Origin of the sequence: Pseudomonas hydrolytica (genome assembly GCF_021495345.1) — a bacterium.
Taxonomy (GTDB): Bacteria; Pseudomonadota; Gammaproteobacteria; order Pseudomonadales; family Pseudomonadaceae; genus Aquipseudomonas; species Aquipseudomonas hydrolytica.
Genome location: NZ_CP099397.1, coordinates 4,524,266 through 4,536,389 on the forward strand (window position 1 = coordinate 4,524,266; position 12,124 = coordinate 4,536,389).

Consider the following 12,124-nt stretch of genomic DNA (forward strand, 5'->3'; position numbering starts at 1 on the left):
TCAGCTTTGGCCCTTCGGGCCGCTTTTAGTCAGCCGGCAGGTATTCTACAACCTCGAGGTCGAAGCCGGATATCGCGTTGAACTTCATCGGCGAGCTCATCAGGCGCATCTTGCGCACGCCGAGATCGCGCAGAATCTGCGAGCCGGCGCCCACGGTGCTGTAGGTCGCAGGGTTGGCCGGCTGCTGACGGCTGATCAGCGCCAGCAACTCCGGCCCGGTCAGCGGGTTGCCGAGCAGCAGCACCACGCCGCTACCGGCCTTGGCCACTTCCGCCATCGCCGCACGCATGCTCCAGCGGCCCGGCTGGTTGACCAGGAACAGGTCGCGCAGCGGGTCCATGTTGTGCACGCGCACCAGGGTCGGTTCCTCGGCGCAGATGGTGCCCAGGGTCAGCGCCATGTGTGCGGTGTCTTCCACCGCGTCGCGGTAAGTCACCAGATTGAACTGGCCCAGCTCGGTATCCAGCGGCTGCTCGCTGATGCGCTCGACGGTGCGCTCGTGGATCAGGCGGTAGTGGATCAGGTCGGCGATGGTGCCGATCTTCAGACCGTGCTGCTCGGCGAAGGCCTCCAGCTCCGGGCGACGGGCCATGGTGCCGTCGTCGTTCATGATCTCGCAGATCACCCCGCTCGGCTCGAAACCGGCCATGCGCGCCAGGTCGCAGGCCGCTTCGGTATGGCCGGCACGCGCCAGCACGCCGCCGGGTTGGGCCATCAGCGGAAAGATGTGGCCGGGGCTGACGATGTCGTCGGCCACCGCATTACGCGCCACCGCGGCCTGCACGGTACGGGCACGGTCGGCGGCGGAGATGCCGGTGGTCACGCCCTCGGCGGCCTCGATGGAGACGGTGAACTTGGTGCCGAAACCGGAGCCGTTGCGCGGCGCCATCAGCGGCAGCTTAAGCAGCTCGCAGCGTTCGCGGGTCATCGGCATGCAGATCAGGCCACGGGCGAAGCGGGCCATGAAGTTGATGTGCTCGGCGGTGACGCATTCGGAGGCGATGATGATGTCGCCTTCGTTCTCGCGGTCCTCGTCATCCATGAGGATGACCATCTTGCCGGCGCGGATGTCTTCGATCAGTTCTTCAGCGGTGTTGAGCGCCATCGGGGCGTCTCCTCAATTCTTCAGGTAGCCGTGTTCGGCGAGAAAGCTTTCGGTCAGGCCCGAGGCCTTGGGCTCGGCGGCCTTGTCGCCGAGCAGCAGGCGCTCCAGGTAACGCGCCAGCAGGTCGACTTCGAGGTTGACCTTACGCCCGGCCTGGTAGTCGACCATGATGGTCTCGGCCAGGGTGTGCGGCACGATGGTCAGTTCGAACTCGGCGCCATCGACCGCATTGACGGTCAGGCTGGTGCCGTCGACGGTGATCGAGCCCTTGTGCGCGATGTACTTGGCCAGCTCACGCGGGGCGCGCACCCTGAACTGCACGGCGCGGGCGTTATCGGCGCGCGAGACGATCTCGCCGACGCCATCGACGTGACCGCTGACCAGGTGCCCGCCGAGGCGGCTGGTGGGCGTCAGGGCCTTTTCCAGGTTCACCGCGCTGCCGGGTTTGAGGTCGACGAAGGCGGTGCGCGCCAGCGTCTCGCGGCTGACGTCGGCCCAGAAGCCGTCGCCAGGCAGTTCCACCGCGGTCAGGCACACGCCGTTGACGGCGATGCTGTCGCCGAGCTTGACGTCACCCAGATCGAGTTTGCCGGTGGCCACGTAGACGCGCACGTCGCCGCCCTTGGGCGTCATGGCGCGGATGCTGCCGATGGCTTCGATTATGCCGGTGAACATACGCCCTCCGGTTTCACGTAGAAGATGGTGCTGAACAGCATGGACGAACTCCTGTTTTGGTCAAAAACAGGGCAATGCCGATCGATAGGGATTTCGCGGACGCGCAAAAAGCGCCCGAGGAGGGAATCCCGCTCTCTCTTTATCCGGACTATACCGTCGGCCCCGGAATCGCACCGGGTCTGCTGGACCTCGCCTGGCAGAAGCCATGGCGAGCGCTCGCGGGCTAGGTTCTGCGAACCATTACCGCCGGTGGGGAATCTCACCCCGCCCTGAGAACGTTGCGGCCATATGAATGGCCGCGTGGCGTTTTACCATATTTCTCACCGCGGCGCATGGGTCGTAGGGTGCGCTGCGCGCACCAGGGTCAACCGCCGACCTGTCAGGCCCGCGCGAGTCGTTGACACCAGGCAAGGGGGACGTGGAGAGAACCGCGACGGCCGCGGTGCGCACGGCGCACCCTATCTGGTCTTGGGCACCGCGGTGATCTGCCAGTCGGCGCCGACGGCGCGGATATCGACAATCTGCAACTCCGGCGCCTCGGCCATGCGGTTGAGCGGCAGCTCGAACAACGGCCGAGCACTGGAACCCAGCAGTTTGGGCGCAACGAAGATGCGGTACTCGTCCACCAGCCCGGCGCGGGCGAAGGCGCCGGCCAGACGCGGCCCGGCCTCCACCAGCACCTCGTTGACGCCACGCCCGGCCAGCTCCTGCAGCAGCTTGCGCAGGTCGACATGACCATTGCTACCCGGCACGGCGAGCAGTTCGTGTCCGTCGGCCAGGTAGCGGTCGCGCGCAGCTGCAGCCGCACAGGAGGCCACCAGCGCCGGGCCGACTTGGAAGAACGCCTTGCTCAGCGGTACCCGCAACCGACCATCGATCAGCACACGCAGCGGCGGCCGCGAGGCGGCCATGAACGTCGCTTCTGCGCCCAGCCCCAACTCGTCGGGGCGCACGGTCAACCGGGCGTCGTCGGCCAGCACGGTGTCGGCGCCGCTGAGCACCACGCTGGACTGGGCGCGCAACCGCTGCACCTCGGCACGCGCCGCCGGCCCGGTGATCCACTGGCTCTCGCCGCTGGCCATGGCTGTGCGGCCATCCAGACTCATCGCCGACTTGACCCGCACGAACGGCAACCCGCTCTCCATGCGCTTGATGAAACCGGCATTGAGCGCGCGCGCCTCACCTTCCAGCACGCCGGACAACACGTCGATACCGGCATTGGCCAGGCGCAGCAGGCCGCGACCGGCCACCTGCGGGTTGGGGTCCTGCATCGCTGCGACCACCCGGCCGAGCCCGGCGGCGACCAGCGCATCGGCGCAGGGCGGCGTACGCCCGTGATGGCTGCAGGGTTCCAGGGTGACGTAGGCGGTGGCACCACGCGCGCGCTCGCCGGCCTGACGCAGGGCGTGCACCTCGGCATGCGGCTCGCCGGCCCGGGCATGCCAGCCCTCGCCGACGATCTCGCCGTCACGCACGATGACGCAGCCGACACGCGGATTCGGGTGGGTTGAGTAAAGGCCTTTGCGCGCCAGCCGCAGGGCGCGCGCCATGAACAAATGGTCGCGCTCGCTCATCGGCTTTTCGACGGCTCGCGGGCCAGGCGCTCGATCTCTTCGCGGAACTCGTTGAGGTCCTGGAAGCGTCGGTACACCGAGGCGAAACGGATGTAGGCCACCTCGTCGAGCTTGCTCAGCTCGGTCATCACCAGCTCACCGAGCACCAGCGATTTCACCTCGCGCTCACCGGTGGCGCGCAGTTGCTGCTTGATGCGGGCGATGGCCTCTTCCAGACGTTCGACGCTCACCGGGCGCTTCTCCAGCGCGCGCTGCATGCCGGCGCGCAGCTTCTCCTCGTCGAAGGGCTGACGGCTGCCGTCCTGCTTGATCAGACGCGGCATCACCAGCTCGGCGGTTTCGAAGGTGGTGAACCGTTCGCCGCAGGCCACGCACTCGCGGCGGCGGCGCACCTGATCGCCCTCGGCAACCAGACGGGAATCGATGACCTTGGTGTCGTTGGCGGCGCAGAAGGGACAATGCATGGCAGGCGCGGGCAGATGGCGGCAAAGGCGCCATGGTAGCGCATCGAAGCGGCAAGACAAGCCGCAGCCCGTTAGGCTATATAGACGCCCGCCAGAACAGCAGAGCCTGCCATGAACCGATACCTGCCCCTGCTTCCTCTCGCCGTCGCCGCCCTGCTCAGCGCCTGCGCCAGCGAACCGACCGCCACTGTCCCCGCAGCTGCACCGGCGCCAGCGCCAGCGTCCGCACCCACCGTCCCCGCCGCCAAAGTGGCGCCTGGCCCCAGCCTGCGCGGCGAGCTGCTCGGCGTCGCCGAGGGTGCCGACGTCGACCTGGCGCTGCTGGCCATCGACCTGCGCGGCCGCCCGAGCGCCCTGCTCGCCCAGGTTCAGTTGCGCGGCGATGGCGCGCCCTTGCCGTTCCGCCTCCCGCTCGCCGCCAACAACCAGATTCAGGGCCAGCGCATCGAACTGCGCGGCCGGGTCAGCCTCTCCGGTCGCCTGGTGCAGCGCCTGCCGCCACGCACCATTGCCGAGCTCAAGGACCAGGACCTCGGCTCGCTGCAGCTGGTGCCGGCACCATGAGATCACCCGAACACCTGCAGCAGGCGCTGAGCGAACTGCTCGGCGACGCCCGCCTGGTGGCCGAAACGCTGCCGGGCACCGATATCGCCCTGTGGCTGATCGACGCCAGCAACATGGATCGCGCGTTCAACGCCGAGGAAACCCGGCGCATTCTCGAGGAGCCGCCCTACTGGTGCTTCTGCTGGGCCAGCGGCCTGGTGCTGGCCCGCTGGCTGGCCGAACGCCCCGAGTGGGTGCGCGGCAAGCGCGTGCTGGATTTTGGCGCGGGCTCCGGCGTGGCTGCCATCGCCGCGGCCAGGGCGGGCGCCGCCGAAGTGGTGGCCTGCGATCTCGACCCACTGGCGCTGGCCGCCAGTCGCGCCAATGCCGAACTCAATGGCGTGACGCTGAACTACTCGGCGGACTTCTTCGCCGAGGCCGACCGCTACGACCTGATCCTGGTGGCCGACGTGCTTTACGACCGCGCCAACCTGCCGCTGCTGGACCACTTCCTCAGCCGTGGCCGTCAGGCGCTGGTGGCCGACTCGCGGGTCAAGGACTTCCGCCATCCGCTGTACCAGCGTCTGGCCCTGCTCGATGGCTGCACCTGGCCGGATCTGGCCGAGCCGGCGGAATTTCGCGAGGTCAGCCTGTATCACGCCACGCGCCCCTTGTAACCACGCCCCGACGCCCGCATTAATAGCCCATTGCCCTGCTTTTCGAGACCGACCATGAGCGACTCCCCTTACATCTTCGACATCTCCGGCGCCGCCAACTTCGAGCAACTGGTGATCGAGAACTCCTTTCACAAGCCGGTGCTGGTGGACTTCTGGGCCGAGTGGTGCGCGCCGTGCAAGGCGCTGATGCCGATGCTGGCGAAGATCACCGAGGACTATGCCGGCGAGCTGCTGCTGGCCAAGGTCAACTGCGATATCGAGCAGGACATCGTCATGCGCTTCGGCATCCGCAGCCTGCCCACCGTGGTGCTGTTCAAGAATGGTCAGCCGGTGGACGGCTTCGCCGGCGCCCAGCCGGAAGCGGCCATCCGCGAGATGCTCAAACCGCACGTCGCCGAACCGGCGCCGGTTGCCGCCGACCCGATGGAGATCGCCCAGGCGCTGTTCGCCGAAGGCCGTTTCGCCGAAACCGAGGCCCTGCTCAAGCAGGTGCTGACCGAGAACAACGAGAACGCCGCGGCATTGATTCTCTATGCCCGCTGCCTGGCCGAGCGCGGCGAGCTGGGCGAGGCCCAGGTGGTGCTCGATGCGGTCAAGGGCGACGAGCACAAGCAGGCGCTGGCCGGCGCCAAGGCGCAGCTGACCTTCCTGCGCCAGGCTGCCGACCTGCCGGAAGTGGCCACGCTGAAAAGCCGCCTGGCACAGAATGCCGAGGATGACGAAGCGGTCTACCAGCTCGCCGTGCAGCAACTGGCGCGTCAGCAGTACGAAGCCGCGCTGGATGGCCTGCTCAAATTGTTCGTGCGCAACCGCAGCTACGGTGACGGCCTGCCGCACAAGACGCTGCTGCAGGTATTCGATCTGCTCGGCGGCGACCACCCGCTGGTCACCAGCTACCGCCGCAAGCTGTACCAGGCGATTTACTGACCTCAGCGTTCATCGTACTCGCCGTAGAGTGCGCCAGGCGCACCGGGGTCTAGCCAAATCGAGCAGACGCTACCCGGTGCGCGCGGCGCACCCTACAGGCAGATCGCCATTCGGCATGCCTTACTCCGCCACCCAGTGATAGATCGGCGCATCCGCGCCGGTTTCCATGCGGATCTGCGCGCAGTGGCGCAGACGCACCAGCAGGCGCTTGCCTGCGGCCAGTGCCGCCAGTTGCGCCAACAGTCGCGGCCCTTCGACCTGCCCGGCCTCACGCACCAGCTGCAGCGCGGTTTCCCACAGGCGGTCATTGTTCGCAGGCGTGGCAACGGGCTCGGCCGGGGGCGGCGTGACGGCGACGCGCTCTGCCAGTTGCGCCCAATCGTCTGCATCCAGCTCCAGCGTCAGGTCCACCGGCCAATCGCCAATCCGTCCACGTATACGCATCATGTTCAGCCTCCCGTCAGGTTCGCGCATGCTCCCATGCTCCCCCCCGCGCTGGCCAGCCCGGCACAAAAGTTGTTATAACGTAACGATTCATCCACGCTCGGCCGGAGACACCCCATGCGCCATCTGCTTCTCGCTCTGCCCTTTGCCCTGCTGCCCCTGGCTGCCGCACAGGCCCATGAACACGGGCACGACCATGATCACCACCACGACAGCCTCGGTGCCCACGAGCACGGCGTTGCCAGCCTCAACGTGGCGCTCGACGGCAACCTGCTGGAACTGCAGTTCGACAGCCCGGCGATGAACCTGGTGGGTTTCGAACATGCCGCCAAGAGCGATGCCGACAAGGCCAAGGTCGCCGCCGCCAAGCGCGAACTGGAACAGCCCGTCAGCCTGTTCGCCCTGTCCAGCGGCGACTGCAAGGCCACCGAGGTCGAGCTGCAGAGCCCGCTGTTCGCCGGCAAGGGGCACGACCACAAGCACGACCATCACGACCACAAGCACGAAGGCGAACACAGCGACATCCATGCGCACTACCGCTTCGAATGCGCCAAGGCCAACGAATTGAAACAACTGGATCTGGCCGAACTGTTCAAACGCTTCCCCGCCACCGAGAAGATTCAGGTACAACTGATCGGCCCGAACGGCCAGCAGGGCGCCGAACTGACGGCCGCCCAGCCGCGCCTGAGCTTCTGACCGCTACGACCTGCAGGAGCGAAAGGGGCATCTGGCCCTCCTTGGCACCGCCACTGGATTCGCTTCTGCATCGTTTCTTGTCTCATCGATAGCCGGACCATGACCGAACCTCTGATCGAACTGGCCGACCTCGGCTTCGCCTGGCCCGGCCAGGCGCAATTGCTGGACATCCCCAGCTTCACCCTGGCACGCGGCGAGACCCTGTTTCTCAAGGGCCCCAGCGGCAGCGGCAAGACCACCCTGCTCGGCCTGCTGGGCGGCGTGCAAAAGGCCCAGCGCGGGCACATCCGCCTGCTCGGCCAGGATCTCGGCCAGCTCTCGGCCGGCGCCCGCGACCGCTTTCGTGTCGATCACACCGGCTACATCTTCCAGCAGTTCAACCTGCTGCCCTTTCTCTCGGTGCGCGAGAACGTCGAACTGCCCTGCCGCTTCTCACGCTCGCGTGCAGAACGCGCGCGCCAGCGCCATGGCAGCATCGATGCTGCAGCCGCCGCGCTGCTCGACCATCTGGGGCTGCGCGCCGACCTGCTCGGCCGCCGCGCCGACGAGTTGTCCATCGGCCAGCAGCAGCGCGTTGCTGCCGCGCGCGCATTGATCGGCCAGCCGGAACTGGTGATCGCCGACGAACCCACCTCGGCGCTGGACTTCGACGCCCGCGAGGCCTTCCTCCAGCTGCTCTTCGCCGAATGCCGCGCGGCCGGCGCCAGCCTGCTGTTCGTCAGCCACGACCAGAGCCTGGCTGCACTGTTCGACCGCAGCCTGTCGCTGGCCGAACTCAACCGCGCCACGCGCCCCCAGGAGGCCTGAGATGCATCTGATCCGCATCGCCCTGGCCAGCCTGGCCAACCGCCGCTTCACCGCCCTGCTCACGGTATTCGCCATTGCCCTGTCGGTCTGCCTGCTGCTGGCCGTCGAACGCGTGCGCACCGAAGCGCGTGCCAGCTTCGCCAACACCATCAGCGGCACCGACCTGATCGTCGGTGCCCGCTCGGGCAGCGTGAACCTGCTGCTGTACTCGGTGTTTCGCATCGGCAACGCCACCAACAACATCCGCTGGGACAGCTTCGAGCGCTTCGCCAACCACCGCCAGGTGAAGTGGGCCATTCCCATCTCGCTGGGCGACTCGCACCGCGGCTACCGGGTGATGGGCACCAGCACCGCCTACTTCGAACACTATCGCTACGCCCGCAGCCAGGCGCTGAAACTGGCCCAGGGCCGCGCCTTCGCCGACGATCCCTTCGAGGTGGTGCTCGGCGCCGAGGTGGCCCAGGCGCTGGGCTACGGCCTGGGCGAGGAGATCGTCCTGGCCCATGGCGTCGCCACCATCAGCCTGCTCAAGCACGACGACAAGCCGTTCACCGTGGTCGGCGTTCTCGAGCGCACCGGCACGCCGGTGGACCGTACCCTGCACATCTCCCTGGCCGGGATGGAAGCGCTGCACATCGACTGGCAGAACGGTATGCCGGCGCGCGGTGCGGCGCAGATCAGCGCCGAGCAGGCACGCACCATGGACCTCCAGCCGAAGCAGATCACGGCGTTCATGCTCGGCCTCAACAGCAAGATCGCGACGTTCAGCCTGCAACGCGAGATCAACGAGTTTCGCGGCGAGCCGCTGCTGGCGATCCTGCCCGGCGTCGCCCTGCAGGAGCTGTGGAGCCTGATGGGCACCGCCGAACAGGCGCTGTTCGTGGTCTCGCTGTTCGTCGTGCTCACCGGTCTGATCGGCATGCTGACGGCAATCCTCACCAGCCTCAACGAACGCCGCCGGGAAATGGCCATCCTGCGCTCGGTGGGCGCACGTCCCTGGCATATCGCCAGCCTGCTGGTGCTGGAGGCCTTTGCCCTGGCGCTGGCCGGCGTGGCGCTCGGCCTGGCCCTGCTGTATCTCGGCATCGCCGGCAGCCAGGGCTACGTACAGGCCAACTACGGCCTGTACCTGGCATTGAGCGCCCCCACCCGCTACGAATGGACCCTGCTGGCCGGGATTCTCGGCGCCGCCCTGCTGATGGGCAGCGTGCCGGCCTGGCGCGCCTATCGGCAGTCGCTGGCCGATGGTCTGTCGATCAGGCTCTGAGGGAAAGTTGAGAGCGCCTGGCGTACACTGCGCAGGCGCTCTTACTACGAGGTTCCTCATGCCCCGCCCCCTGCTCGCCAGCCTGCTGCTGACGCTGGCCCTGCCGCTGGCCGCCGCCGATGTGCGCGAAATCACCTGGTCGGAGCTGATTCCGCCAGATGCGCCGCCCCAGCGGATCGATCCCACACCGATCCACGATCTGTCGCAGCTGGCCGACGCGCTCGCCGAGTCGGGCCCGGCCGCCATGCAGCAATCGCCGGCCGCTCCGGTGGTGAAGGCTCTGGACGGCCAGACCGTCAAGCTGCCCGGTTATATCGTGCCGCTGGACGTGACCGATGAAGGCCGCGTGGTGGAGTTTCTGCTGGTGCCCTACTTCGGCGCCTGCATCCATGTACCGCCACCACCCTCGAACCAGATCGTGCACGTCACCAGCGAACTGGGCGTGCTGCTCGATGCGCTGTACCAGCCGTTCTGGGTGGAAGGGCCGATGAAGGTCGAGCACGTCAGCAGCGAGCTGGCCGAGGTCGGCTATCAGATGGAAGCGAACAAGATCTACGCCTACGAGCTGCCCGAGGGCTGAGCCCGCTCGCTCCACGCTTAAAACGAAAAAGCCAGGCCCAAGGCCTGGCTTTTTCTTGTGTGGCGGCTGCGCTCTGCGGCGGCGGAGCGTTCTTTGAACACCTCACCGAAGATGGTGCGCGCGGCGCACCCTACGGTAGGGTGCGCTGCGCGCACCGAGAACGACTCAACTGCGACTGGCGACCCGATTTTCCTGCTCGAAACGCAGCTCGCTTTCCGCCCACTGCCGCCATGAACGCACCTTGGCGCGCTCGGCACCACCGCGTTCGGCACGCGCCAGCGCGTCCAGCCCGGCCTGCCAGCGCGACCGTTCCAGCTCCAGCTGGGCGACATACAGCCAGTGCTTGCCGTTGCCGCTGCGCTCGGCCAGCGGGCGCAGCACGCGCACCGCCGCGGCGCGATCGCGCGCCTGCCACCAGAACAGGCCCAGACGCTCCTGACGAGCCGCGGTGTTGGCCAGCAGGCCGCTGTCGAGCATGCCGGCCAGCAGCTTGGCGCCCTGCCAGGGCTGATCGGCGGCGCCGGCCAGCAGCACCAGGTTATCCAGCTCCGCCTCGCTGAAGCGCAGGCCCTTGCTGTGCGCCGCACGCAGGGTCGCCAGCGCCTTGTCGTTGCTGCCGGCCATCTGCTGCAGACCGGCCAGTTGGCGCCAGCCCTTGGCATCGTTCGGCTGACGCGCCAGCAGCTGACGCTGCCAGCGCTCGGCCTGGGCATAGCGCTTGAGGTCGGCGTTGGCGCCCACCAGGAACTGCAGCCAGATGTCGGCGGCCTTGGGGTTGGCCTGCACGTAGCGCTCGGCCAGTGGCAATGCCTTGGCCGGCTGGTTCAGGCCCTGGTAGGCCTGCACCAGCATCTGCAGCACCTCTTCGGAGGCCGTGCCCTGCTCGGGCCCCAGCAGCTCGACGACCCTGGCGAAACGGCGCTCGCCGAGATTGAGCTTGGCCAGGTTGAGGCGTTCGCCGGCGAGCATCTGTTCGTCGAGCTTGCCGCTGCGCACGGCCTTGTCCAGCCACTCGATGGCCTGTCCGTTGTTGCCGGCCGACCAGGCCACATAGGCCTGGCTGCGCCAGATCAGCGCCTCTTCGAGACTGCCACTCTTGGCCTGGATGCCCTCCAGCGCGCGCCGTGCGGCGGCGTGGTCACCCTTCTGCTGCGCGGCCTGCGCCGCGTTCAGCGCGCGGAACACGGTCGGGTCGACGGTCTGCTGGGCCATGCCAGGCACGGCCCCAGCACTGAGCATCACGAGCAACAACCAACGGTACATGGTCAGCTCCTTTCCAGACGGAAGTAGAGGGTTTTCACCGCTTCGCGGTCCACTGCCAGGCCACCCTCGGTACGCGGCGCGAAGCGCCAGCGGGCGGCGGCGCGGCGCGCTTCGCGTTCGAACACATTGCGCGGATTGGCCTCCAGCACGCGGATGTTCTCCACATTGCCGGAGCGGTTGATGGTGAAAGCCAGTTTGACGAAACCTTCGATGCCTCGTTGCAGCGCATAGCGCGGGTATTCCGGGCGCACGTCGTTGAGCGGCATGACTTCGCTCTCCATGCCGCCCATCTGCCCGGACTCGGCAGCCTCGCTCGGCGGCGTCGGCGCTGGCGCGCCCGGGGCGAGACCAGACAGGCTCGGCGCCGGCGCGCTGTTGACGGCGATACCGCTGGCCAGGCTGGGCAGCTGGATGTCCAGCGCCGGCAGGTTGGCATTCGGCGTGGCCGTTTGCGGCGTCGGCGGCGTAGGGGGCTGCGGTGTTTGCGGCTGCGGCGGCTGCGGTGCCTGCTGACGGGTACGGCTGGCGGTCTCGCTGGTGTTGCCGTCCATGCGCACGAAGTTGGCCACGCTGACCGGGTCCTGGCTGACCTTGGCGCTCGGCGGCGCGACCATGTACAGCATCAGGGCGAACAGCCCCAGGGCCATCAGGCAGGCGCCGAGAAAAGACAGCGGCAGGCGCATCAGTTGACTCCGCTACCGGCAGCCAGCGCGACATCCTGCACACCGGCCAGACGCGCCTGATCCATCACCTGGACGACCAGGCCGGTACGCGCATCCTTGTCGGCCTGCACCACTACGGCACCTTCCGGCTGATCGACGCGCATGCGCTCGACATGGGCGCGCACGCTGCGGATGTCCACCGACTGCTTGTCCATCCAGATCTGCCCGTCGGCGGTGACGGCGATGAGGATGTTGCCCTTGTCCTGCGGATTGGCGGTTTCCGCCTGCGGGCGCTGTACTTCGACCCCGGACTCGCGAATGAACGAGCTGGTGACGATGAAGAAGATCAGCATGATGAAGACCACGTCGAGCATCGGCGTGAGGTCGATGCCGGTGTCTTCGTCCTGCTGGTGGTGACGACGCATTCTCATGTTGGGCGA

Annotated in this window: 15 protein-coding genes and 1 riboswitch; of the genes, 7 read left to right on the forward strand and 8 right to left on the reverse strand. The window is 67.5% G+C overall.

Translation table 11 applies throughout. The features are described from left to right. Window positions 1-25: 25 nt before the first annotated feature. The 4 genes from ribBA to nrdR form a co-directional block, all read right to left on the reverse strand. On the reverse strand, window positions 26-1,105 hold the full coding sequence (gene ribBA / locus L1F06_RS21265; protein WP_003243997.1) for a bifunctional 3,4-dihydroxy-2-butanone-4-phosphate synthase/GTP cyclohydrolase II: 1,080 nt from the start codon (window positions 1,103-1,105) through the stop codon (window positions 26-28). A gap of 12 nt (window positions 1,106-1,117) precedes the next feature. After that, complete coding sequence (locus tag L1F06_RS21270; protein WP_003243995.1) at window positions 1,118-1,780, reverse strand: riboflavin synthase; 663 nt, start codon at window positions 1,778-1,780, stop codon at window positions 1,118-1,120. A gap of 126 nt (window positions 1,781-1,906) precedes the next feature. Next, window positions 1,907-2,061: riboswitch (FMN riboswitch) on the reverse strand. Between the two features lie 177 nt (window positions 2,062-2,238). Beyond that, a complete protein-coding gene (ribD, locus tag L1F06_RS21275) occupies window positions 2,239-3,354 on the reverse strand; it encodes a bifunctional diaminohydroxyphosphoribosylaminopyrimidine deaminase/5-amino-6-(5-phosphoribosylamino)uracil reductase RibD (protein WP_129483021.1) in 1,116 nt (371 codons plus the stop codon). Then, a complete protein-coding gene (nrdR, locus tag L1F06_RS21280; protein ID WP_003243991.1) occupies window positions 3,351-3,818 on the reverse strand; it encodes a transcriptional regulator NrdR in 468 nt (155 codons plus the stop codon). Before nrdR ends, ribD begins: the two co-directional genes overlap by 4 nt. Window positions 3,819-3,929: 111 nt before the next feature. On the opposite strand from nrdR, the gene L1F06_RS21285 reads away from it, so the two are divergent. From L1F06_RS21285 to trxA, 3 genes are read left to right on the forward strand one after another with little or no spacing between them, the layout of a single operon-like run. Beyond that, window positions 3,930-4,382 carry a YbaY family lipoprotein gene (locus tag L1F06_RS21285; RefSeq protein ID WP_129483022.1) on the forward strand — a complete coding sequence of 151 codons (453 nt, stop codon included), beginning with the start codon at window positions 3,930-3,932 and terminating at the stop codon, window positions 4,380-4,382. Then, entirely contained in the window at window positions 4,379-5,038 is a 660-nt protein-coding gene (locus L1F06_RS21290; protein WP_129483023.1) for a class I SAM-dependent methyltransferase, read from the forward strand. The genes L1F06_RS21285 and L1F06_RS21290 overlap by 4 nt, the downstream gene beginning before the upstream one ends. 54 nt (window positions 5,039-5,092) lie before the next feature. Then, on the forward strand, window positions 5,093-5,965 hold the full coding sequence (gene trxA / locus L1F06_RS21295) for a thioredoxin (RefSeq protein ID WP_129483024.1): 873 nt from the start codon (window positions 5,093-5,095) through the stop codon (window positions 5,963-5,965). Window positions 5,966-6,085: 120 nt separating this feature from the next. Here the strand turns inward: trxA and L1F06_RS21300 are convergent, their stop codons facing one another. Further along, entirely contained in the window at window positions 6,086-6,412 is a 327-nt protein-coding gene (locus L1F06_RS21300) for a hypothetical protein (protein ID WP_129483025.1), read from the reverse strand. 114 nt (window positions 6,413-6,526) lie between these two features. On the opposite strand from L1F06_RS21300, the gene L1F06_RS21305 reads away from it, so the two are divergent. The 4 genes from L1F06_RS21305 to L1F06_RS21320 all read left to right on the forward strand — a co-directional run bounded on the left by L1F06_RS21305 (window position 6,527) and on the right by L1F06_RS21320 (window position 9,759). Further along, on the forward strand, window positions 6,527-7,105 hold the full coding sequence (locus tag L1F06_RS21305) for a DUF2796 domain-containing protein (protein WP_129483026.1): 579 nt from the start codon (window positions 6,527-6,529) through the stop codon (window positions 7,103-7,105). A 99-nt stretch (window positions 7,106-7,204) separates the two neighbouring features. Further along, window positions 7,205-7,912, forward strand: coding sequence for an ABC transporter ATP-binding protein (locus L1F06_RS21310; protein WP_003243979.1), 708 nt, complete (start codon window positions 7,205-7,207; stop codon window positions 7,910-7,912). A gap of 1 nt (window position 7,913) precedes the next feature. After that, on the forward strand, window positions 7,914-9,179 hold the full coding sequence (locus L1F06_RS21315; RefSeq protein ID WP_012019767.1) for an ABC transporter permease: 1,266 nt from the start codon (window positions 7,914-7,916) through the stop codon (window positions 9,177-9,179). Between the two features lie 58 nt (window positions 9,180-9,237). After that, entirely contained in the window at window positions 9,238-9,759 is a 522-nt protein-coding gene (locus L1F06_RS21320) for a DUF3299 domain-containing protein (protein ID WP_129483027.1), read from the forward strand. Window positions 9,760-9,924: 165 nt separating this feature from the next. Here L1F06_RS21320 and L1F06_RS21325 read toward each other — a convergent pair whose 3' ends face one another. Genes L1F06_RS21325 through L1F06_RS21335 form a run of 3 tightly spaced genes read right to left on the reverse strand, consistent with a single transcriptional unit; the run spans window position 9,925 to window position 12,115 of the window. Beyond that, window positions 9,925-11,022 carry a tetratricopeptide repeat protein gene (locus L1F06_RS21325; protein ID WP_129483028.1) on the reverse strand — a complete coding sequence of 366 codons (1,098 nt, stop codon included), beginning with the start codon at window positions 11,020-11,022 and terminating at the stop codon, window positions 9,925-9,927. Window positions 11,023-11,024: 2 nt separating this feature from the next. Beyond that, complete coding sequence (locus L1F06_RS21330) at window positions 11,025-11,705, reverse strand: TonB family protein (RefSeq protein ID WP_129483029.1); 681 nt, start codon at window positions 11,703-11,705, stop codon at window positions 11,025-11,027. After that, complete coding sequence (locus L1F06_RS21335) at window positions 11,705-12,115, reverse strand: ExbD/TolR family protein (protein ID WP_012019771.1); 411 nt, start codon at window positions 12,113-12,115, stop codon at window positions 11,705-11,707. Before L1F06_RS21335 ends, L1F06_RS21330 begins: the two co-directional genes overlap by 1 nt. Window positions 12,116-12,124 lie beyond the last annotated feature (9 nt).